This is a genomic window from Streptomyces sp. NPDC088246 (assembly GCF_044741025.1).
GTDB lineage: Bacteria > Actinomycetota > Actinomycetes > Streptomycetales > Streptomycetaceae > Streptomyces.
The window spans coordinates 172,538-193,251 of the sequence record NZ_JBIURV010000006.1 but is presented as its reverse complement, the minus strand read 5'-3'; the positions used below and the strand labels follow the sequence as shown (position 1 = coordinate 193,251).

The 20,714-nt window shown below is 70.9% G+C and carries 17 protein-coding genes and 4 pseudogenes; 14 read left to right on the top strand and 7 right to left on the bottom strand.

Annotation, left to right across the window (positions count from 1 at the left end; translation table 11 throughout):
- Positions 1 to 16: 16 nt before the first annotated feature.
- The 3 genes from ACIPEK_RS11690 to hmgA form a co-directional block, all read right to left on the bottom strand.
- Complete coding sequence (locus ACIPEK_RS11690; RefSeq protein ID WP_401993852.1) at positions 17 to 421, bottom strand: type ISP restriction/modification enzyme; 405 nt, start codon at positions 419 to 421, stop codon at positions 17 to 19.
- A 25-nt stretch (positions 422 to 446) separates the two neighbouring features.
- Complete coding sequence (locus tag ACIPEK_RS11685) at positions 447 to 1,214, bottom strand: GntR family transcriptional regulator (RefSeq protein WP_401993849.1); 768 nt, start codon at positions 1,212 to 1,214, stop codon at positions 447 to 449.
- Positions 1,215 to 1,297: 83 nt separating this feature from the next.
- Positions 1,298 to 2,626 carry a homogentisate 1,2-dioxygenase gene (gene hmgA / locus ACIPEK_RS11680; RefSeq protein WP_401993846.1) on the bottom strand — a complete coding sequence of 443 codons (1,329 nt, stop codon included), beginning with the start codon at positions 2,624 to 2,626 and terminating at the stop codon, positions 1,298 to 1,300.
- 121 nt (positions 2,627 to 2,747) lie between these two features.
- On the opposite strand from hmgA, the gene ACIPEK_RS11675 reads away from it, so the two are divergent.
- The 11 genes and pseudogenes from ACIPEK_RS11675 to ACIPEK_RS11625 all read left to right on the top strand — a co-directional run.
- Entirely contained in the window at positions 2,748 to 4,859 is a 2,112-nt protein-coding gene (locus ACIPEK_RS11675) for a right-handed parallel beta-helix repeat-containing protein (RefSeq protein WP_401993843.1), read from the top strand.
- Positions 4,856 to 5,704, top strand: coding sequence for a hypothetical protein (locus ACIPEK_RS11670; protein WP_401993840.1), 849 nt, complete (start codon positions 4,856 to 4,858; stop codon positions 5,702 to 5,704). The genes ACIPEK_RS11675 and ACIPEK_RS11670 overlap by 4 nt, the downstream gene beginning before the upstream one ends.
- Positions 5,701 to 6,984: a hypothetical protein gene (locus tag ACIPEK_RS11665; RefSeq protein WP_401993837.1), complete on the top strand. Its 1,284-nt coding sequence runs from the start codon at positions 5,701 to 5,703 to the stop codon at positions 6,982 to 6,984. The genes ACIPEK_RS11670 and ACIPEK_RS11665 overlap by 4 nt, the downstream gene beginning before the upstream one ends.
- 49 nt (positions 6,985 to 7,033) lie before the next feature.
- Entirely contained in the window at positions 7,034 to 7,654 is a 621-nt protein-coding gene (locus ACIPEK_RS11660; protein ID WP_401993834.1) for a TetR family transcriptional regulator, read from the top strand.
- Between the two features lie 167 nt (positions 7,655 to 7,821).
- The gene (locus tag ACIPEK_RS11655) at positions 7,822 to 10,119 is read left to right on the top strand and encodes a molybdopterin oxidoreductase family protein (RefSeq protein ID WP_401993831.1); all 2,298 of its coding nucleotides are present in this window, start codon (positions 7,822 to 7,824) and stop codon (positions 10,117 to 10,119) included.
- A 133-nt stretch (positions 10,120 to 10,252) separates the two neighbouring features.
- A complete protein-coding gene (locus ACIPEK_RS11650; protein ID WP_401993828.1) occupies positions 10,253 to 11,692 on the top strand; it encodes a CitMHS family transporter in 1,440 nt (479 codons plus the stop codon).
- A gap of 2 nt (positions 11,693 to 11,694) precedes the next feature.
- On the top strand, positions 11,695 to 12,948 hold the full coding sequence (locus tag ACIPEK_RS11645) for an MFS transporter (protein WP_401993825.1): 1,254 nt from the start codon (positions 11,695 to 11,697) through the stop codon (positions 12,946 to 12,948).
- Between the two features lie 49 nt (positions 12,949 to 12,997).
- Positions 12,998 to 13,186: pseudogene (locus tag ACIPEK_RS11640) on the top strand (ATP-binding cassette domain-containing protein); the annotation flags it as partial.
- Positions 13,187 to 13,230: 44 nt separating this feature from the next.
- Entirely contained in the window at positions 13,231 to 15,117 is a 1,887-nt protein-coding gene (locus tag ACIPEK_RS11635) for an ABC transporter ATP-binding protein (protein WP_401993822.1), read from the top strand.
- A gap of 189 nt (positions 15,118 to 15,306) precedes the next feature.
- A pseudogene (locus ACIPEK_RS11630) lies at positions 15,307 to 15,477 on the top strand (aldehyde dehydrogenase family protein); the annotation flags it as partial.
- A 12-nt stretch (positions 15,478 to 15,489) separates the two neighbouring features.
- Positions 15,490 to 15,648 (top strand): annotated as a pseudogene (locus tag ACIPEK_RS11625) (alcohol dehydrogenase); the annotation flags it as partial.
- Positions 15,649 to 15,774: 126 nt separating this feature from the next.
- Here ACIPEK_RS11625 and ACIPEK_RS11620 read toward each other — a convergent pair.
- The 4 genes and pseudogenes from ACIPEK_RS11620 to ACIPEK_RS11605 all read right to left on the bottom strand — a co-directional run.
- Positions 15,775 to 15,903 (bottom strand): annotated as a pseudogene (locus tag ACIPEK_RS11620) (polyphosphate kinase 2); the annotation flags it as partial.
- Positions 15,904 to 15,956: 53 nt separating this feature from the next.
- On the bottom strand, positions 15,957 to 16,940 hold the full coding sequence (locus ACIPEK_RS11615; protein WP_401993819.1) for a DMT family transporter: 984 nt from the start codon (positions 16,938 to 16,940) through the stop codon (positions 15,957 to 15,959).
- 33 nt (positions 16,941 to 16,973) lie between these two features.
- Positions 16,974 to 17,696: an ArsR/SmtB family transcription factor gene (locus ACIPEK_RS11610; RefSeq protein ID WP_383072291.1), complete on the bottom strand. Its 723-nt coding sequence runs from the start codon at positions 17,694 to 17,696 to the stop codon at positions 16,974 to 16,976.
- A 15-nt stretch (positions 17,697 to 17,711) separates the two neighbouring features.
- Positions 17,712 to 18,386, bottom strand: a complete 675-nt coding sequence (locus ACIPEK_RS11605; RefSeq protein ID WP_383072290.1) for a TetR/AcrR family transcriptional regulator — start codon at positions 18,384 to 18,386, stop codon at positions 17,712 to 17,714.
- A gap of 65 nt (positions 18,387 to 18,451) precedes the next feature.
- Here ACIPEK_RS11605 and ACIPEK_RS11600 point away from each other — a divergent pair, with 65 nt between their 5' ends.
- From ACIPEK_RS11600 to ACIPEK_RS11590, 3 genes are all read left to right on the top strand, one after another.
- Complete coding sequence (locus ACIPEK_RS11600; protein WP_401993815.1) at positions 18,452 to 19,603, top strand: acyl-CoA dehydrogenase family protein; 1,152 nt, start codon at positions 18,452 to 18,454, stop codon at positions 19,601 to 19,603.
- 91 nt (positions 19,604 to 19,694) lie between these two features.
- Positions 19,695 to 19,985 carry a YiaA/YiaB family inner membrane protein gene (locus ACIPEK_RS11595; RefSeq protein WP_383072288.1) on the top strand — a complete coding sequence of 97 codons (291 nt, stop codon included), beginning with the start codon at positions 19,695 to 19,697 and terminating at the stop codon, positions 19,983 to 19,985.
- A gap of 82 nt (positions 19,986 to 20,067) precedes the next feature.
- Positions 20,068 to 20,691, top strand: a complete 624-nt coding sequence (locus tag ACIPEK_RS11590; RefSeq protein WP_401993811.1) for a TetR/AcrR family transcriptional regulator — start codon at positions 20,068 to 20,070, stop codon at positions 20,689 to 20,691.
- Positions 20,692 to 20,714 lie beyond the last annotated feature (23 nt).

Sequence of the window (20,714 nt, the reverse complement as noted above, 5' to 3'; positions counted from 1 at the left end):
GGTCCAGGGCGCCCGGTCAAAGGAGCGCGAACTGCCCGTCCGGGCCCTCCTCCTGATGGTCGAGCACCGATGCGGGCCGCCGGGCCGCCGCCGGGACCGGCAGGACGCCCGCCGCGCGGAGGTCGTCGGCCGTGATCTGCGGGCCGTCGGCCAGGCCCTCCTGCCGTGGCCGGAGTCCGTCGAGCAGGGCGAGCACGGTGATCAGTTCCAGCAACTCCGAGGTCCACTCCTGGGGCCAGGCCCGGGGCCTGACCGCTTCCAGGCCGTCCAGGTCCTCCGCTCCGGCCGCCGCCGTACGGCGCCCGAACCACAGCTCCAGCATCCGGACCCCGCCCACCCGGAACTCCCATGCCCCGCCCGGCACGGGCGAGATACGGCCCGTGCCCAGCGTCAGCGTCTCGTCGTCGGGGTCGTACTCCAAGGCAGTCGGTACGGGCGGTGGGCCGTCAGTGCGCCTCCACCGTCACCGAGAAGGAGAACCGGTCGCCCCGGTAGCGGATCTGCGCCACATCCACCACCCGGCCGCTCTCGTCGTACGTCACGCCCGTGTAGAACAGGATCGGGCTCAGCAGCGGCACCTGGAGGAGTCCGGCGGTGGCCGGGTCGGCGAGGCGCGCCTCGACCGTGTCGGTGATGCGCGCGATCCGGACACCGACCCGGTCGCGCAGCACCTTGGTCATCGGCCAGCGTTCGAGATCGGCCACATCGAGCCGGGCCGCGACCTCGGGATGCAGCGCGTTCTCCGCCCAGTTGGTGGGCTCGTCGCTCTCCCCGTCGCGGCGCAGCCGGCGGTAGCTGACGACCTCCGCACAGTCGGGGAAGTACTCGGTGAGGTCTCCCGGCACGGCGAGCGGACCATGTCCGAGGACCACGGTCCGCTCGCCCGACTGCTGGGCCACGATCGCATCGATCGAGCCCAGCAGCCGGACCGGTGACACCCGGCGGGCGCGCGGCTCGATGAAGGTGCCGCGCCGCCGGTGCCTGCTGATCAGCCCTTCCGTCTCCAGCTCCTTGAGCGCCTGGCGCATCGTCAGGACGCTGACGCCGTAATGCGCGGCGAGCTGTTCCTCGGTCGGCAGCCGCGCCGATGCGTCCTTGGCGCGGCCCAGTATCGAGGCGCGCAACGACTGCGAGACCTGGTACCACAGCGGCAGTTTGCGGTTCAGGACCAGCGAATCGGGGGCGAAGGCATGCCCCTGGGGCATCTTGGGCATCTGAGGCACCTGGGTCACCTGGTCTCTCCGTACTGCGACACAGCGGACGCGACGACGCGGGGGCCGGGAAGCGGCGTCGTTGCCTACGGCCTGAAGTTGCGGCTCAGACCCTGCCACACGTCGTCGTAGCCACGCTGCAGATGGCCGGCGGTCGCCGCCTGCCCGGTCGCCGTCACCGGCCAGCGGGTCTCGAACATGAAGGCGAGACCGTCGTCGATCTTCTGCGGCTTCAGCTCCGCCTCGCTCGCCCGGTCGAAGGTCTCCCGGTCCGGGCCGTGCGCCGACATCATGTTGTGCAGCGAGCCGCCGCCCGGGACGAAGCCGCCCTTGCCGGCCGTCTTCGCGTCGTACGCGCCCTCGATGAGGCCCATGTACTCGCTCATCACATTGCGGTGGAAGTACGGCGGCCGGAAGGTGTCCTCGCCGACCAGCCAGCGCGGCGCGAAGACGACGAAGTCGACGCCGGCCAGACCGGGGGTGTCGGACGGGGAGGTCAGCACCGTGAAGATCGACGGGTCGGGGTGGTCGTAGCTGATCGAGCCGATGACATTGAAACGGTGCAGGTCGTAGACGTACGGGGTGTGGTTGCCGTGCCAGGCGACCACGTCCAGCGGTGAGTGGTCGTAGGTCGCGGACCAGAGGTTTCCGCAGAACTTGTTGATCACCTCCACCGGGCGGTCGTCGTCCTCGTACGCGGCGACGGGGGCGAGGAAGTCCCGGGCGTTCGCCAGGCCGTTGGCGCCGATCGGGCCGAGGTCGGGCAGGGTGAACGGCTGGCCGTAGTTCTCGCAGACATAGCCGCGGGCGGTGGCATCCAGCAGCTCCACGCGGAAACGGACACCGCGCGGGATCAGTGCGATGTGCCCCGGTTCGGCGCGCAGCAGGCCCAGTTCGGTACGGAGCAGCAGGCCGCCCTGCTCCGGGACGATCAGCAGCTCGCCGTCCGAGTCGCTGAAAACCCGGTCGGTCATGGACGAGTTGGCGTGATAGAGGTGCACGGCCATGCCGGTGCGCTGTGTCGCGTCGCCGTTGCCGCCGAGGGTCCACAGACCGGCCAGGAAGTCCGTCCCGGTCACGGGCGCGGGGAGTGGATCCCAGCGCAGCCGGTTGGGGTCGGGCACGGATTCGGTGAACGGGGCGGTGCGCACCGCGCCGTTGTCGATGCGGACGAACGGGGGATGAGCGGCCGACGGGCGGATCCGGTAGAGCCAGGAACGGCGGTTGTGTACCCGCGGTTCGGTGAAGGCCGAGCCGCTCAGCTGCTCCGCGTAGAGCCCGAGCGGCGCGCGCTGAGGCGAGTTGCGGCCGTGCGGCAGCGCTCCTGGCACTGCCTCCGAGCTGTGTTGATTGCCGAAACCGGCGGAATGCTCAAGCCCTTCCGCGGTCTTCCTTGCCTGCTCGATGCCGCTCATGTGCGCTCCCGGTGCCGAAGTAATCCTATGGACAACCGTAGGAATCGGATCGAGGCGCGTCAACGGCATTCGTGGTGCACAGGGGGTTCCAAAAGTTGAACAATGCTCTACTCTCGCGCACATGTCGTGGACACGTAGACTTCTGGTGGTCCTGGCGGCGCTCGCCGCCGCCCTCCTCGCGGCTCCGGCCGCCCAGGCGCACGAGGAACGTCCGGTCGCCCTGCCCGACGGAACCGGCAGCGTCCCCGTGTACCGCACCGGCGAACCGGATCTGCTGGTCTGCAAGAGCGACCGGGCGGACTTCGAGCGCCGCATATCCGGCTTCCCCGACGGGCTGCGGGCCCGGAACCTGCAGCTGTTCGACCGGTGCCAGAAGTCCGGCTACCGCCATCTGCAGCAGGCCGTCGACGCGGTCGGCAGGCCCGGTATGAACATCGCGATCCTGCCCGGCCTGTACGAGGAGGAGCCCTCACTGCCCAAACCGGCGGGGGAGTGCACTCGCCTGAAGGCGCCCAACTCCAAGCTCGGCTACCAGATCCTGTCCTACGCGCAGCAGGCGCAGTGCCCGCACAACCAGAATCTGGTGGCGATCCTCGGCAAGAAGAACCTCCAGATCGAGGGGACGGGCGCCGAGCGCACGGATGTCGTCATCGACGCCAAGTACCAGAAACTCAACGCGATCCGCGCGGACGGCTCGGACGGTATCTACTTCAAGAACTTCACCGCCCAGCGCACCACGTTCAACTCCCTGTACGTCCTGGCGCAGGACGGCTTCGTCATCGACTCCGTCCTCACCCGGTGGAACGACGAGTACGGCTTTCTGACCTTCGCGAGCGACCACGGGCTGTACAAGAACTGCGAGTCGTACGGAAACGGCGACTCCGGCATCTACCCCGGTAGCGCGTCCGACATCAACGACGGGTACGGCTACAAGGTCCCGCGCTACTCGATCGAGATCACCGGCTGCCGCAGCCACCACAACATGGTCGGCTACTCCGGCACCGCGGGCGACTCCGTCTACGTTCACGACAACGAGTTCGACCACAACATGGGCGGCGCCTCGATGGACAGCGCCTTCCCCGGCCACCCAGGACTGCCGCAGAATCACGCCCGCTTCGAACGCAACCTGATCCACGACAACAACGCCGACTACTACCCGTATGTCGCCGACGGGACCTGCGCCAAGCCGCCCGTGGACCGCGGCTACGAGGACGGGGTCGTCTGCCCGCAGATCTCCATGCCGCCGGGCTCCGGCATCATCACCGCCGGCGGCAACTGGAACCTGTACGAGAACAACTGGATCTACGGGCAGGAGCGCGCCGCCTTCTTCCTGACCGCGGTCCCCGCCTTCATCCGCGGCGAGAGCGCGCTGTCCAAGCAGACCGACACCTCCCACCACAACCGGTACGCGGGCAACCACCTCGGCACGGACAGGGCGGGCAACTCCCGGCCCAACCGCACCGACGTGTTCTGGGACGGCCAGGGCGACGGCAACTGCTGGCAGTCGGACACCGGGCCGTCCTCCCCGCGCGCCCTGCCCACCTGCGGCTCCGATCGCGGCGCCGTGTCCGGACGCACCGACCGGCTCGTCGGCGAACCGGTCAAGCTCGCCCAACTGCTGGTCTGCGCCGACTACAACGTGCAGGCACGACGGCTGCCTGCCGGCTGCGACTGGTACGGAGCACGCGGCATCGAGCGCATCGAGGTACAGGTGACGCTGGCGATCGCGGTAGTGCTCGCGCTGGTCGGCGGGGTGCTGTGGTGGCGCAGACTGCGCGGCAGCGGGCTCGCCACCGCGCTCACAGTGCTCGGCGCGATCGGCCTCGGGCTGGATGTGGCCGGATCGACGACGGGGTTTGCCTCCACCTATGTGCCCGCGCTGGCACTGCTGCTGACCGGGGTGTGGTGGACCGGGACCGGGCTGGTGCTGCGGGGCGAACGGCCCTGGCTGGGCTGGACCACGGTGGTCCTGGGTGCGCTCACCCTGCTCGACGCCGTCGACAAGGCCGTGTTCATGATCCCGTGGATTCCGCTCAGCCCGGCCTGGGTCCGTGGTCTGCTCGGTGTGATCTGGGTGGTGTGGGCCGTCGTGGCCGCCGCCAGGCACGGCGAACGGGGAGCGCCGGGCGAACAGGGAGCGCCGGAGGAGGGCCCTGCTCCGGACGCGGGCGTGGAAGCGCCTGCCGCTCCGGGCGTCGCTCCGGCCCCCGCCCAGGAAGGAGACGCATCGTGAAGGATTCCCGCAGGCGACTGCTGCCCGCCCGGCCGGGCGTCTCAGCCGTCACCGTGCTCATCGCAGGCGCGCTCGTGTTCGGTGCGAGCGCCTGTGGTGGGCGGCCCACCACTCACCACAAACCCGGCACCAGCCATGAGCAGGCCGGTGGCAGCGTCGGCCGGCTCCTCGCCGCCGCCGACGGCTCCGGCCACCGGCTGCGTCAGGTCGACGCCAAGGATGCTCCCGGGGTGACGGTCTCCGTCCGGCGGGACTCCGAGGACGGCTGGAACGTCCGTCTCTCCGTACGCAACTTCCGGTTCACCCCGGACAGCGTGGGCGGCGCCGCTCTCCTCGGGCGCGGCCACGCCCGCCTCTTCCTCGACGGCCACCCCCTCGCCCGGGTCTACGGCTCCTGGTACCACCTCCCCGACTCCCTCGTCCGCAGCGCCGGCGGCGGCGCCGGCCTCACCGCCCGCCTCTACGCCGACGACCACACCGCCTGGGCCGTGAACTCCGCCCCGATCCAGGCCACCACCTCCCTTACCGCTGCCTCCGCACAGTCCACCGCCCCCGCGCCGCACCAACCGGAAACGCCCCGGCCCGACACGACCCTTGAGATCGTCGTCTCCCACGGCAAGGTCAGCCCCGCCCCCGGCCGCACCGAGATCAAGAAGGGCCGGATCATCGAACTCCGGGTCCGCAGCGACCACGCCGACACCCTCCACGTCCACGGCTACGACAAGGAGGCCCGGCTGCCCGCAGGAAAGACCGTCACCCTCACGTTCACCGCCGACCGCACCGGGCTCTTCGAAGTCGAGACACATGAGTCCGACCTGCTCCTGACCCAGCTCGTCGTACGGTGAGCGTCCTCGCCCATGGCATCGGCGCCCAGCACGACCTTCCGCTGTCCCCCTTCTACGCCTTCGCCGGTGCCTTTGCCGCGCTCTTCGTCTCCTTCCTCGCTCTCGGCCTGCTCTGGTCCTCCTCCCGATTCCGCGGCGACCGGGCGGGCCGCCCGCTCCCGGCCGCCGTCCAGCGCCTCGCCGACGCACGCCCCACCCGTATCGCCGTGCGCGTACTCGGGCTGGCCGCCGCCCTGTTCGTCACGCTCCACCTCCTCCTCGGTCCGGACGACCCGGACCGCAACCCGGCGCCCGGCGCCGTCTACGTACTCCTCTGGGTCGGGCTCGTCCCCGCCTCACTCCTGCTCGGCCCCGTCTGGCGACTGCTGAACCCGCTCCGTACCGTCCACCTCCTCGGCTGCCGCGTGCTCGGCCGTGATCCCGCCGCAGGCCACCCCCTTCCCGTACGCCTCGGTCTTTGGCCCGCCGCGGCCGGACTCCTGGCCTTCACCTGGCTCGAACTCGTCGCCCCGGACCCCGCATCGACCACCGCCCTCCTCTTCTTCCTCTCCCTCTACGCCGCCGTCCACCTCGCAGGCGCCGCCCGCCACGGCGCCGGATGGTTCGACCACGCGGACGCCTTCGAGGTCTACTCGGGGCTGCTCGCCCGGCTCTCCCCGCTCGGCCGTCGCCCCGCCGACCGCCGCCTCGTACTCCGCTCCCCTTTCAATGGCCTCGATGCCACCCCGCAGACCCCAGGACTCGTCGCCACCGTCTGCGTCATGCTCGGCTCCACCGCCTACGACGGCTTCTCGGACGCCCCCTCCTGGATCGCCGCGGTCCAGACCTCACCCCTGGGCCGCACCACCGCGGCCACGCTCGGACTCCTGGGCGCCGTCGCCCTCGTCGCCACCCTCTATGCCCTCTGCGCCGGCGCCACCCGGCTGATCTCCGGTCAACTCCGCCACCCCCTCACCGCCTTCGCGCACTCACTCGTCCCGATCGCCCTCGGCTATCTCATCGCCCACTACTTCACGCTCTTCGTCACCGAAGGACCACGCACAGTCATGGTGGCATCCGGCACCGACAATCCCGTCCCGCCCGAGCCGCCCCTGGGTCCGGGCGGCGTCGCCACGCTCCAGGTCGCCGCGATCGTCCTCGGCCACGTACTCGGCGTCATCGCAGCCCACGACCGGTCCGTGCGCCTCTTCCCGCCCGGCCGCGCCGTCGCGGGGCAACTCCCGCTGCTGGCCCTGATGATCACCTACACCATCGGCGGGCTGTCCCTGCTCATCGCGTGAGGGCCGTACCGGCACCGACCTGCCACCCGCAGAGGAGACCCACGGCATCATGGATCCCGTGCCCCATGCGAACACGAACCTCCGCCGCGCCCCCGTGCAGCAGCGCAGCGCCGAGCGCCTCGCCCGGATACTCGATGCCTGTGCCGAACTCCTCGACGAGACCGGATACGAGCAGCTGTCCACCCGTGCCGTCGCCGTCCGCGCCGAGGTCCCCATCGGTTCCGTCTACCGGTTCTTCTCCAACAAGCGCGCGCTGACCGATGCGCTCGCCCGGCGCAATCTGGACAGCTACGCCGAACGCATCACCACCCGCCTCGCCGCCATCCCGGACGCCGACTGGCGCAGCGCCATCGATGCCGTCCTGGACGAATACCTGGCCATGAAGCGCTCCGTGGCCGGCTTCGCACTCGTCGACTTCGGCGCTCCGGCCCCCGACGACGACCCGGCCGGTGACGCCAACCACCGGGTCGCCGGCCGGCTCACCGAACTGCTCTCCGGGTATCTCGGCCGCGCCCCCGACGAGGAGCTGCTCCGGACGATCCTGGTCTGCGTGGAGGCCGCCGACGCACTCCTCCAACTCGCCTTCCGCACCGACCCGTCGGGCGACCGGGCCATCGTCGGTGAGACCCGCGTCCTGCTCCGCGCCTACCTCGCGCAAGTCCTGGACTGACCGCGAGGGCCTCGTCCCACGGCCCGTCTCCCGGCCCGCCCCACGCCGCCCCAAGGTCCGGCGATATCGGCGCGACAACACCTCCCCGCCATGCGTACCGGTCGGTATGCTCGGCCGTGCTTGCCCACGTACGCGCGCCACCGCTGTCGCCGCCCCGGGGAGGGCCCATGTCGCACGACCCCAGCAGCTCCCGCACCGCCCTGCGCATCTGCCCCCTCTGCGAGGCCACCTGCGGACTCACCCTCACCATCGAGGGGACCAGGATCACCGGCGCCCGGGGGGACCGGGACGATGTCTTCAGTCGCGGCTTCATCTGCCCCAAGGGCGCGTCCATCGGCGGGCTCGACGCCGATCCCGACCGGCTGCGCACCCCGCTCGTCCGAAAGGACGGCGTCCTGACGGAGGCGAGCTGGAGCGAGGCGTTCGACGCGATCGCCCGCGCCCTGCCCGCACTGACCGAGGAGCACGGGCAGCAGGCCGTCGGCGTCGTCCTCGGCAACCCGAACGTGCACACCATGGCCGGCGCGCTCTACCCGTCCGCGCTGCTCTCCGCCCTCCGCACCCGGGCCCTGTTCACCGCGAGCACCCTCGACCAGATGCCCAAGCACGTCTCCAGCGGACTGCTCTTCGGCGACCCGAACGCCATCCCGGTGCCCGACCTCGACCGCACCGGCCATCTGCTGCTCCTCGGCGCCAACCCCCTCGAATCCAACGGCAGCCTCTGCACCGCCCCCGACTTCCCCGGCAAACTCAAGGCGCTGCGCCGCCGCGGCGGCACTCTCACCGTCGTCGACCCGCGCCGCACCCGCACCGCCCGCCTCGCCGACCGGCACGTCGCCATCCGGCCCGGCACCGACGCCCTTCTCCTCGCCGCACTCACCCACGTACTCTTCGAGGAGAAGCTCGCCGACCCCGGCGCACTCGCCGAGCATGTCGAAGGGCTCGGCGAAGTGGCCGGAGCGGTCCGGGAGTTCACGCCCGAGGCGGTCTCCGAAGCGTGCGATGTGGACGCCGCGACCATCCGTACGATCGCCCGGGAACTCGTCGCCGCCCCCACCGCCGCCGTCTATGGACGCATCGGCAGCTGCACCGTCGAACACGGCACCCTCGCCAGCTGGCTCATCGACGTCCTCAACATCCTCACCGGCAACCTCGACCGTCCCGGCGGTGCGCTCTTCCCGCTCTCCGCCACCGCCCGCGCTCCCCGTCCGGCCGCGCCCGGCAAGGGCTTTGCCCTCGGGCGCTGGTCGAGCCGGGTCTCCGGACACCCCGAGGCCAAGGGCGAACTGCCCATCTCCGCGCTCGCCGAGGAGATCGAGACGCCGGGGGAGGGCCGGATCCGCGCCCTGATCGTCCTGGCCGCCAACCCCGTACTCTCCGCACCCGACGGCGACCGACTCGACCGGGCTCTCGACGGTCTCGACTTCATGGTCAGCGTCGACCCGTACCTCAATGAGACCTCATGCCACGCGCACGTGGTGCTGCCCCCGCCGCCGCCCTCGCAGAGCGCCCACTTCGACTTCGCGTTCAACGCCTTCGCCGTGCACAACCAGGTCCGCTACACCCGACCCGCCGTCCCCCTCGACGACGGTCTGCTCGACGAGAGCGAGATCCTCGCCCGGCTCGTCCTCGCCGTGTCCGGGATGCACGGCACCGACCCGTCCGCGGTTGATGCCGTGGTCATCGACCGGATGCTGACCAGGGCCGTCGGCGACCCGCACTCGCCCGTGCACGGCCGCACGCCCGCCGAACTCGCCGCGTCCCTCACCGGCCGCACCGGACCCGAACGCCGCCTCGACCTGATGCTCCGCCTCGGCCCGTACGGCGAGGGCTTCGGCGCCGCCCCCGACGGCCTCACGCTGGGGCGGCTGCTCGCCCACCCGCACGGCATCGATCTCGGCCCGCTCCGGCCCCGGATCCCGGAGGTCCTCACCACCCGCAGCGGACGCATCGAACTCCTCCCCGCACCGATCGCCGCCGATCTGCCGAGGCTCCGCCACGCCCTGGCCGACCGCCGCGGACCGGGCGCACTCCTTCTCATCGGCCGCCGCCATCTGCGTTCCAACAACAGCTGGATGCACAACATCGCGGAGCTGAGCGGCGGCTCGAACGTCTGCACCCTGCAGATGCACCCCGCCGACGCGGCCCGGCTCGGACTGACGGACGGCCGCCCGGCCACGGTCACATCGGACGGCGGCTCGGTGACCGCCCCGGTCGAGCTCACGGAAGGCGTACGCACCGGGGTGGTGAGCCTCCCGCACGGGTGGGGGCACAACCGCCCCGGCACCCGGCTGTCCATTGCCGCGGCCCGCCCCGGCGTCAACGTCAACCAGCTTCTCGACGGCAGCCGGCTCGACCCGCTCTCCGGCACCGCCGTGCTCAACGGCATCCCGGTGGCGGTGGCGCCCGCCACGGCGTCCGATGCCATGAGCCAGGGGGTGCCACCGGCTGTGCCCATCACGTGACCACCGCGTTGACCTGGTGTTTTGCTCTTATTGCTCGCATGTCAACATCTTGTTAACGCTGCGAGGCGCGCCCTAACGTCATCCGCACCGCCGACTCCGGTGGGAGTTCAAGGGTGAGCGATAGGTATCCCACATGCTGACAATCCTCGGCTTTGCCATGATTGCGACCTTCCTGGTCCTGATCATGATGAAGAAGATGTCGCCGATCGCGGCGCTGGTCCTGATCCCCGCACTGTTCTGCGTCGCCGTCGGGAAGGGTGCGAAGCTCGGCGACTACGTCATCGAGGGCGTCGGCAATCTGGCCCCGACCGCCGCGATGCTGATGTTCGCCATCGTCTACTTCGGCGTGATGATCGACGTCGGCCTCTTCGACCCGATCGTGCGGGGCATCCTGCGCTTCTGCAAGGCCGACCCGATGCGGATCGTGATCGGTACGGCGGTGCTCGCCGCGATCGTCTCGCTCGACGGTGACGGCTCCACCACCTTCATGATCACCGTCTCGGCGATGTATCCGCTCTACAAGCGCCTCAAGATGAGCCTGGTCGTGATGACCGGTGTCGCCGCCACGGCGAACGGCGTCATGAACACCCTTCCCTGGGGCGGCCCCACTGCCCGTGCCGCCACCGCGCTCAAGCTGGACGCGGGCGACATCTTCGTCCCGATGATTCCCGCGCTCGGCGTCGGACTGGTCGCCGTTCTGCTCCTGGCCGTCGTTCTGGGCCGGCGCGAGCGCAAGCGGCTCGGCACGCTCACCCTCGACGAGGTGCTGGTCACGGAGACGGTCACGGAGTCGGAGACGGTTCTCGTCGGGGCGGGCGGCGGCAGCGGCCGTACCCGCAAGAGCCCCGGCGGAAGCGGAAGCGGAAGCGGTACGGGCACGGGCGCTGTCGGCGACGAGGCGGCAGAGGACGAAGCGGATGCGGACGAGGGCTTCAAGGGCCTGGACCCGGCCCGCGCCACCCTGCGCCCGAAGCTCTACTGGTTCAACGCGGGCCTCACCGTCGCCCTGCTCACCGCGATGATCATGGAACTGATGCCGATCCCGGTGCTCTTCCTGCTCGGCGCGGCCCTCGCCCTCACCGTCAACTTCCCCCACATGCCCGACCAGCGGGCCCGTATCGCCGCCCACGCCGACAACGTCCTCAATGTCTCCGGCATGGTCTTCGCCGCCGCCGTCTTCACCGGCGTCCTCTCCGGCACCGGCATGGTCGACCACATGGCCGACTGGCTCGTCGGCGCGATCCCCGACGGCATGGGCCCGCACATGGCCATCGTCACCGGCATCCTGAGCATCCCGCTGACGTACTTCATGTCCAACGACGGCTTCTACTTCGGCGTCGTCCCCGTGCTCGCCGAGGCCGGTGCCGCCCACGGTGTCTCCCCGCTGGAGATCGCCCGCGCCTCCCTGGTCGGGCAGCCCCTGCACATGTCGTCCCCGCTGGTCCCGGCCGTCTATGTCCTCGTCGGCATGGCGAAGGTCGAGTTCGGCGACCACACCAGGTTCACCGTCAAGTGGGCCGCGCTCACCTCACTCGTGGTGCTCTGCGCCGGACTCCTCTTCGGAATCATCTGACCGTGCCCCGTACACAAGAGCCCGGCAGGAGCTGGCTGCTGCGCCTCGTCATCGCCTTCGCCTTCGCGCAGGGGGCGGTGTCGATGGCGCGGCCCGCCGTCTCCTACCGGGCTCTTTCACTGGGCGCGGAAGAGCCCGCCATCGGTGTGATCGCGGGGGTGTACGCGCTCCTGCCGCTCTTCGCCGCCGTCCCGCTCGGGCGCAGGACCGATCACGGCCGGTGCGCACCCCTGCTGCCGATCGGCGTCGTTCTGATCGCAGGAGGCTGCGCCCTCAGCGGCAGGGCGGACTCATTGACGGCGATGGCGGCCTGGAGCGGTGTGATGGGGCTCGGTCACCTCTGCTTCGTCATCGGCGCCCAGTCGATCGTCGCCCGGCAGTCGGCGCCGGACGAACAGGACCGCAACTTCGGCCACTTCACCATCGGCGCCTCCCTCGGCCAGCTCATCGGTCCGATCGCCGCCGGGTATGTGATCTCCGAGCGGGACGGCGCCATGGCCCGTACGAGCGCACTCGCCCTGACCGTCTCGGCAGCCGTCGCCGCCGTCTCCTTCGTCTCGCTCTGCCGCATCGAGCACCGCTCCGCGCCCACGGCCCGGCGCGCGGATCCGGTCAACAAGGTTCCCGTCGGCCGCATCCTGCGCGCCCGCGGGGTTCCGGCCGGGATCTTCATCAGCCTCGCCGTGCTCTCCGCCACGGATATCCTCACCGCGTATCTGCCCGTCGTCGGCGAGCACCGGGGCATCGCCCCCGCCACCATCGGGCTGCTGCTCAGTCTGCGCGCCGCCGCCACCATCGCCTGCCGCCTGGTGATGACCCCGATGCTCCGCGTCCTCGGCCGCACAGCGCTGCTCACCGCGACCTGTCTGCTGGCCGGAATGCTCTGCGCGGGCATCGCCCTGCCGGTACCCGTAGCAGCGTTGGCCGTGATGCTCGCCGCGCTCGGCTTCTGTCTCGGGGTCGGCCAGCCGCTGTCGATGAGCACCGTCGTCCAGGCCGCCCCGGCGGAGGCCCGCTCCACCGCACTCGCTCTCCGGCTGACCGGAAACCGCCTGGGCCAGGCCGGCGCCCCGGCGTCCGCCGGTCTCATCGCCGCAGTGGCGGGCACCGCGGCGCCGTTCGTCATGCTCGGCGCACTCCTGCTCGCGGCGGCGGGGCTGGGGCTACGCGGCGGGCGCGCCGGAAACGCCGAAGCGACCCCGGTCGTGCCGGCGCCCCGGCCCCGACAGTGCCCCGTGGACCGCAACCGCACCTGACAATTCCGCCGCACCCATCCCAGTGCGACGCAACCTTTGCCCGAGTCATCCCGGTCAGCTCTCCGGCGGTGAACGCCGGCGGGGCGCCATGGGCCGGGCCATCTCACGCAGGCCCTCCGTCTTCCTGATGGACGAGCCGCTCTCCAACCTCGACGCCGAACTCCGCACCACGGCCGCCGGATCTGCCCACTGCCCAAGGACATCCCTGGTCTCGACGTCCAGGAGCACCGGCCGAACCGGGGCGGTTGACCTCAAGTCCACTGGAGGTCGTACGTTCCTCCCATGAGCATGGAAGCAACCGCGTGGACGCAGCTCCACAACGTGATGAACGCGCAAGCGGACCGACGCCCCTTCGACCGAGCCACCCTGCGGCGCATCGCCGCGTTCGCCCGTCCGCACCGGCGCCGGGTCGCCCTGTTCCTGATGCTGAGCGTGGCGACGGCGCTGCTCGCGGTCGCCACCCCCGTCCTCGCCGGCCGCGTCGTGAACGCGATCGTGACCGGTGACGACGGGGGCACCGTCACACGGCTGTCCCTGCTCATCGCGGTGATCGCCGTCGCGGAGGCGGCACTCGGCCTGGTCGGCCGATGGCTCTCGGCGAACCTCGGCGAAGGGCTGATCCTCGATCTGCGCACCGCCGTCTTCGACCATGTGCAGCGCATGCCGATCGCGTTCTTCACCCGCACCCGCACCGGCGCGCTCGTCAGCCGCCTCAACAACGATGTCATCGGCGCCCAGCGCGCCTTCAGTAACACACTCTCCGGCGTCGTCAGCAATGTCGTCACGCTGCTCCTCACCCTTGGCGTCATGCTCTCCATCTCCTGGCAGATCACCGTGCTCGCGCTGGTGCTGCTGCCGGTGTTCGTGCTGCCCGCGCGCCGCATGGGTACGCGGATGGCGAGGCTCCAGCGGGAAGCCGCAGCCCACAACGCCGCGATGGGCACCCGGATGACCGAGCGCTTCTCCGCACCCGGCGCCACACTGATCAAGCTCTTCGGCCGGCCCGCCGACGAGTCCGCCGAATTCGCCGCCAGAGCGGGCAGGGTGCGCGACATCGGGGTGCGCACGGCCATGGCCCAGTCCGCGTTCATCACCGCCCTCACCCTCGTGTCCGCGCTGGCGCTCGCCCTGGTCTACGGGCTCGGCGGGTTCTATGCCCTGCGCGGGCAGCTGGACGCGGGCGCGGTCGTGTCCCTGGCCCTGCTGCTGACCCGGCTGTACGCGCCGCTCACCGCCCTTGCCGGGGCGCGCGTCGAGGTGATGAGCGCCCTCGTCAGCTTCGAGCGGGTCTTCGAGGTCCTCGACCTCAAGCCGCTCATCGAGGAGAAGCCGGACGCACGGACGGTCCCGGAAGGGCCGGTGTCCGTGGAGTTCGACGACGTACGCTTCGGCTACCCGTCCGCCGACAAGGTCTCCCTCGCCTCGCTCGAGGACGTCGCGGCCCTCGACACCCGCGGCGGCAGCGAAGTGCTGCGCGGGGTCTCCTTCCGCGCCGAGCCCGGCCGGACCGTGGCACTCGTCGGCTCGTCCGGCGCGGGCAAGTCGACCATCGCGCAACTGCTGCCGCGCCTGTACGACACGGACGAGGGTTCGGTACGCATCGGCGGCATCGACGTACGCGACCTGTCCGCCGACACCCTGCGTGACACCCTCGGCATGGTCACCCAGGACGGCCACCTCTTCCACGAGTCGGTCCGCGCCAACCTCCTGCTCGCCCGGCCGGAATCCACCGAGGAGGACCTCTGGGACGCGCTGCGCCGCTCACGCCTGGACGGTCTGGTCGCCTCGCTGCCCGACGGGCTCGACACAGTCGTCGGCGAACGCGGCTACCGCCTCTCCGGCGGCGAACGCCAGCGGCTGACCATCGCCCGGCTGCTCCTGGCCCGCCAGCGCGTCGTCATCCTCGACGAGGCCACCGCCCACCTGGACAACACCTCCGAGGCGGCCGTCCAGGAGGCGCTCACCGAAGCGCTGGCCGGACGCACGGCAGTCGTGATCGCCCACCGGCTCTCCACCGTACGGGCGGCCGACCTCATCCTTGTCGTGGAGGACGGGCAGATCGTGGAGCGGGGCACCCACGAAGAACTCCTCGCGGCCGGCGGCCGTTACGAGGAGCTGTACCGCACCCAGTTCGAGAGCCCCGGTACGGAGGCCGCGGAGCTCGGCTGACGACGGCCGCCCGGACCGCCGGACCGCCGGGGAATCCGGTGCGGGCGGCGGTCCAGTCCGTCCCGCCGGCCTCCTCCACCGCGAACGCCCCTGCGGGATAGGGGAGTTCCCTGGCCAGGGCCGCAGCCCGCCCGAACTCACTCAGCGCGGCCCCGCCGCCGGCCACGGAGATCGCCTCGACGACCCGGCGTGCCGCGGTCCCATGTCCCGGCAGGCACCGCCGAGGACGTCGACGCCGCCGTGTCCGCCGCGCGTGAGGCCTTCCCCGCGTGGGCCGCGACCCCGCCCGCCGAGCGCGCCGCGAAGATCGCCGCCCTGCGCGACGTCCTCGTCGCCCGCAAGGACGAGATCGCGCAGACGGTCACCGCCCATCCGGCCCGCGACCTGCCGGTCCTCGCCGAGCACATCCTGGCGGGCAGGTTCGACCTCTCCACGATGGTGACCGAACGGATCGCGCTGGACGGCATCCCGGCGGCCTTCGACAACATGATCGCGGGCAAGGGCGGCCGCGCCCTCGTGGTGTTCCAGTAGTCCGTCACGTCGTCGGCCCGTCCTGTGCCCGCCGCCCCGTGGCGAGCAGCCGGGCCTCCATCTTGCCGCGCTCGAAGAGCCGGGAGGCCGGGCCGACGATCAGCGGGTCCGGCTCGTCTGTCACGTCCAGGACCGGTCGAACAGCACGATCTCCCCGGCGGCCGGCAGATGGGCCGCGTACCGCTGGAAGTGCCACTGGGTGCGCTCGCGTTCGGTGGGCTTCTCCAGCGTCACCAGCTGCGCACCACGGGGGTTGCGAGCTGCTGCCGGTTTCCCGGGCCCCGGCCGGCTTTCTCTCCGTCTTCTTCTTACGGCCGCTCGGTTCCTTGGCGCTCCGCGTCATGTCGGCGTCCCTCCACCGGCTGTTCCGGATTCTTCCGCGTCAGGCCAATCTGCGGACGCATCCGGGAGACCGCCACCCCGGCCAGACAGAGCAGGCCCCCGCCGACGGTGAGCGGCGCGGGCACCTCGTCCAGCAGCAGCCAGGACATCAGCACCACCAGCGCGGGCACCGCATAGGTGGTTGCTCCCATCCGCCCCGCGGTGGTCCTGGCGAGTGCGTAGGCCCAGGTGGTGAAGGCCAGCGCGGTCGGAAAGAGGCCCAGATAGACCACGTTCAGGGTGGCGGACAGGGGCGCGTCGGCGGCGTCGGAGATCAGCGCACCGGAGAACGGCAGACAGGCGACGGTGCCGACCAGGCAGCCGGACGTGGTGATCTGCAGTGCGGAGCCGTGCCGCAGTGCCGGCTTCTGGCTGACCACCCCTGCCGCGTACGCCACCGCGGCCAGCAGACAGAGCGCCACGCCGAGCACCGACGCGTTCCCGTGCCCCGACATCGAGAGTCCGACCACGGCGGCGCCCGCGAACGACACGGCCATGCCCGCGATCAGCCTGCCGGGCAGCCCCTCGCCGAGCATCCGGGCACCGAGCAGCGCGATCAGGAGGGGACCGATGTTCACCACCATCGCGGCCGTGCCCGCGTCGACCTGCTGCTCACCCCAGTTGAGCACCACCATGTAGAGGCCGAACCAGAGCAGGCCCGACCATATGATCCCCGGCCAGGCGGCCCGCGGCGGCAGCCCCTCGCGCCGCAGCACCAGCAACGTGCCCAGCGCCAGGGAGCCCGCGAGCAGCCGGCCGAGAGCGAGCGCACCGGGCGAGTAGGCATCCCCGGCGCTGCGGATGGAGACAAAGGCGGAGGCCCACAGCAGCACGCTGGTGCAGGCAGCGGCAGGGGCCCGCCAGTCACGATGTGCCGCGGGTGTCGCCGCCGGGGCGGGTGTCGTCGTCATGGACCCGACCATAGGGCCGCGACCGTTCGGCACCTACCGAATGGTGGACGGCTCGATGCCCAGATGCTCATTCAGCGCCCGTTCCCCGTCCGGGGTCGCTCGCACCGCACGCCCGGACCCGATCCGTACGCACCATCCGGCATCCAGCGCATGCCGGCACAGCGCTGCTCCCGCGACCCCTGCCAGATGTGGCCTGCGCTCCGTCCAGTCCAGACAGCTCCGTACGAGCGGACGTCGCGATTTCGACTCCAGACCGATGCCCAGTGCGTCGAACCAGCCGAGCCCGTCGTCGGTGAGCGCGAAGCCGGTGTCCTGCTTCAGTAGTTCCCGTGCCGTCATGGCATCGGCGATCGCGATGCCGATCCGGCCCGCGAGATGGTCGTAACAGGTGCGGCCGCGCGCGAGCGCGCTGCCGGCGCTCGCCGCGCTCAGGGTGCGCGGCCGCTCGGGCGCGGTGTCGGGGACGACCTGGGCCGCCAGGTCCTCGACGAGGTGCGCGGTCCGTTCGTCGGCGAGCCGCAGATAGCGGTGGCGGCCCTGCCGCTCCTCGGCCAGCAACCCGCCCGCGACGAGCTTGCCGAGGTGTTCGCTGGCGGTGGACGGTGCCACCGAGGCGTATCTGGCCAGTTCGCCCGCGGTCCAGGCGCGGCCGTCGAGCAGGGCCAGGCAGAAGGCCGCGCGGGTCTCGTCGGCGAGGAGCGTGGCCAGGGCGGCGAGGCGGGGTGCGGCCGGGTCGGGGTGTGCCATGCGTGCCATGTGTTCCAGGATGCGTCAGGAACGCTTCGGTGCCGGCCGAACAGTCCCGGCGGACGCCAACTGCTCGTACTGGAGGCAGAGGCCGTCGACCAGCGCTCGTAGCCCGGTCTCGAACGCGCCCTCGTCGACCTTCTGACGGCGGTCGGCCAGCAGATGGGCCTGGCCGAGGTGCGGATAGTCCGCGGGGTCGTACGCCGTCTCGTCGTCGACGAAGCCGCGGGCGAACGAACCGAGGGCCGAGCCGGTGATGAAGTAGCGCATCAGGGCCCCGATGTACGTCGCCTGGGCGGGCGGCCAGCCGGCCCTGACCATCGCGCCGAAGACCGCGTCGGCCACCCGCAGACCGGCGGGGCGGCGTCCCGGACCCTGGGCGAGCACCGGGACGATGTGCGGGTGCTCGGTGAGCGCCGCACGATAGGAGACGGCCCAGTCGTGCAGGGCGGCGCGCCAGTCGCGGGTGTCCGACTCGTCGAACATCGACAGATCGACCTGGGCGGACACGGCGTCCGCGACCGCGTCCAGGATCTCGTCCTTGTTGCGGAAGTGATTGTAGAGCGAGGGTCCGCTGACCCCGAGTTCGGCGGCGAGCCGGCGGGTGGAGACGGCGTCGAGCCCCTCGGAGTCCACGAGTGCGCTCGCCGTATCGACGATGCGGTCTCTGCTGAGGAGGGGCTTGCGCGGTCGGGCCATGCGGCACATAGTAGGGCCTGCAAGCGAAAAACTAGCAGTGCTAATTAAAAGTGGAAAGCCGAAGGATGAACCTGGAGCTCAGTGAGGAGCAGGAAGCCGTCCGGCAGCTCGCCAAGGACTTCGTCGCCCGCGAGATCGAACCCCATGTCGTGGAGTGGGACCGGGCCGAGAACGTCGACAAGTCGATCGTGAAGAAGCTGGGCTCCGTCGGCTTCCTCGGCCTCACCGTCCCCGAGGAGTACGGCGGCTCGGGCGGCGACCACCTCGCGTACTGCCTGGTCACCGAGGAGCTCGGCCGCGGTGACTCCTCGGTCCGCGGCATCGTCTCCGTATCCCTCGGCCTGGTCACCAAGACCATCGCGGCCTGGGGCGACGAGGCGCAGAAGCGGCACTGGCTGCCGAAGCTCACCGCGGGCGAGGCGATCGGCTGCTTCGGCCTCACCGAGTCCGGCACCGGCTCGGACGCAGGCAACCTGACGACGAAGGCCGTCCGGGACGGCGACTCGTATGTCATCAACGGCACCAAGATGTTCATCACCAACGGAACCTGGGCCGATGTGGTGCTGCTCTTCGCCCGCACCAACGACACCCCGGGCCACAAGGGCATATCCGCTTTCCTGGTCCCCACCGACACCCCCGGCCTCAGCCGTCGCACCATCCACGGCAAGCTCGGCCTGCGCGGCCAGGCCACCGCCGAGGTGATCCTGGAGGATGTCCGCGTGCCCGCCTCGACGCTCATGGGCCCGGAGGGCAAGGGCTTCTCCATTGCGATGTCCGCCCTGGCCAAGGGGCGGATGTCGGTCGCGGCCGGCTGTGTCGGTATCGCGCAGGCCGCCCTCGACGCCGCCGTGGGTTACGCGGGCGAGCGCGAGCAGTTCGGCAAGTCCATCGCGAGCTACCAGCTCGTCCAGGAACTCATCAGTGACATCTCCGTCGACGTCGACGCCGCCCGGCTGCTGACCTGGCGGGTGGCCGACCTCATCGATCGCGGCGAAGACTTCGCCACCGCCGCCTCCAAGGCGAAGCTCTTCGCCTCCGAGGCCGCCGTCCGCGCCGCGAACAACGCCCTCCAGGTCTTCGGCGGCTACGGCTGCATCGACGAGTACCCGGTCGGCAAGCTGCTGCGCGACGCCCGTGTGATGACGCTGTACGAGGGCACCAGCCAGATCCGGAAGCTCATCATCGGCCGCGCGCTGACGGGGGTCTTCGCCTTCTGACCGTTTCGTCACCGCTCGAACGGGAGTCTGAGTACCGGACTGAGTACGGGGGCGGATGTGGCGCACACCACGTCGGCCGATGCTGGGTGACATGAGTGAGACAACATCGGTCAAGCAGCAGAGCACCGCGGCCTTCTACAGCCAGGCCGTCGCGTCCTTCGGGGTGGCGATGGCCGCGATGACCCTCGGTATCTACTTCCTCGACGCCGACGCCTGGGTCCGTGGATTCCTCGCGATCGGCGTCCTCTACCTCGTCACCTCCTGCTTCACCCTGGCCAAGGTCATCCGTGACCGTCAGGAAGCGGGACAGATCGTCAGCCGGGTCGACCAGGCCCGGCTGGAGAAGATCCTCGCGGAGCACGACCCCTTCCAGAAGCTCTGACGATCCCGCCCGGACAGACCCTAAGCGCTTGCTCAGGTTCGGGGTATGGTGTTCGTCCTGCTGACGAGAGGGGCGAGTGACGATGAGCACGGCGGAGGAGACCGACGGCGACAGTGCGCCGTGGGCCGAGGTGACGCCCGAGGCGGCCAGGCGGCTCCTCGTCGCCGCCGTCGAAGCCTTCGCCGAGCGCGGGTACCACGCCACCACCACCCGCGACATCGCCGGCCGGGCGGGGATGAGCCCTGCCGCGCTCTACATCCACTACAAGACGAAGGAAGAGCTGCTCCACCGGATCAGCAGGATCGGTCACGACCGAGCCCTGTTCGTCCTGGAGGCCGCCGCCGACGGCGGGGGCACCGCCGCCGAGCGGCTGGCCGAGGCTGTACGGTCCTTCGTCCGCTGGCACGCCGAACGGCACACCACGGCCCGCGTGGTCCAGTACGAACTGGACGCCCTCGGTGAGGAGCACCGCACCGAGATCGTCGAGCTGCGCCGCAAGAGCGATGCGGTGGTGCGCCGGATCATCAGCGAGGGCGTGCAGGCCGGGGAATTCGACGTCCCGGACATCCCGGGCACCACGCTCGCGGTGCTCTCGCTCTGCATCGATGTGGCGCGCTGGTTCAACGCGCAGGGCAGCCGGACGCCGGACGAGGTCGGCGAGCTGTACGCCGACCTCGTGCTGCGCATGGTCGCCGGCAAGCGGTAGCGGTGGCGGGCCGCGCCGTCAGG

Bases quoted from the DNA above. Each gene is read 5' to 3' on its own strand.
- ACIPEK_RS11685 (WP_401993849.1), bottom strand. From the start codon at position 1,214: ATGCCCAAGATGCCCCAGGGGCATGCCTTCGCCCCCGATTCGCTGGTC.
- hmgA (WP_401993846.1), bottom strand. From the start codon at position 2,626: ATGAGCGGCATCGAGCAGGCAAGGAAGACCGCGGAAGGGCTTGAGCAT.
- ACIPEK_RS11675 (WP_401993843.1), top strand. From the start codon at position 2,748: ATGTCGTGGACACGTAGACTTCTGGTGGTCCTGGCGGCGCTCGCCGCC.
- ACIPEK_RS11660 (WP_401993834.1), top strand. From the start codon at position 7,034: ATGGATCCCGTGCCCCATGCGAACACGAACCTCCGCCGCGCCCCCGTG.
- ACIPEK_RS11655 (WP_401993831.1), top strand. From the start codon at position 7,822: ATGTCGCACGACCCCAGCAGCTCCCGCACCGCCCTGCGCATCTGCCCC.
- ACIPEK_RS11650 (WP_401993828.1), top strand. From the start codon at position 10,253: ATGCTGACAATCCTCGGCTTTGCCATGATTGCGACCTTCCTGGTCCTG.
- ACIPEK_RS11635 (WP_401993822.1), top strand. From the start codon at position 13,231: ATGAGCATGGAAGCAACCGCGTGGACGCAGCTCCACAACGTGATGAAC.
- ACIPEK_RS11615 (WP_401993819.1), bottom strand. From the start codon at position 16,940: ATGACGACGACACCCGCCCCGGCGGCGACACCCGCGGCACATCGTGAC.
- ACIPEK_RS11610 (WP_383072291.1), bottom strand. From the start codon at position 17,696: ATGGCACGCATGGCACACCCCGACCCGGCCGCACCCCGCCTCGCCGCC.
- ACIPEK_RS11605 (WP_383072290.1), bottom strand. From the start codon at position 18,386: ATGGCCCGACCGCGCAAGCCCCTCCTCAGCAGAGACCGCATCGTCGAT.
- ACIPEK_RS11600 (WP_401993815.1), top strand. From the start codon at position 18,452: ATGAACCTGGAGCTCAGTGAGGAGCAGGAAGCCGTCCGGCAGCTCGCC.
- ACIPEK_RS11595 (WP_383072288.1), top strand. From the start codon at position 19,695: ATGAGTGAGACAACATCGGTCAAGCAGCAGAGCACCGCGGCCTTCTAC.
- ACIPEK_RS11590 (WP_401993811.1), top strand. From the start codon at position 20,068: ATGAGCACGGCGGAGGAGACCGACGGCGACAGTGCGCCGTGGGCCGAG.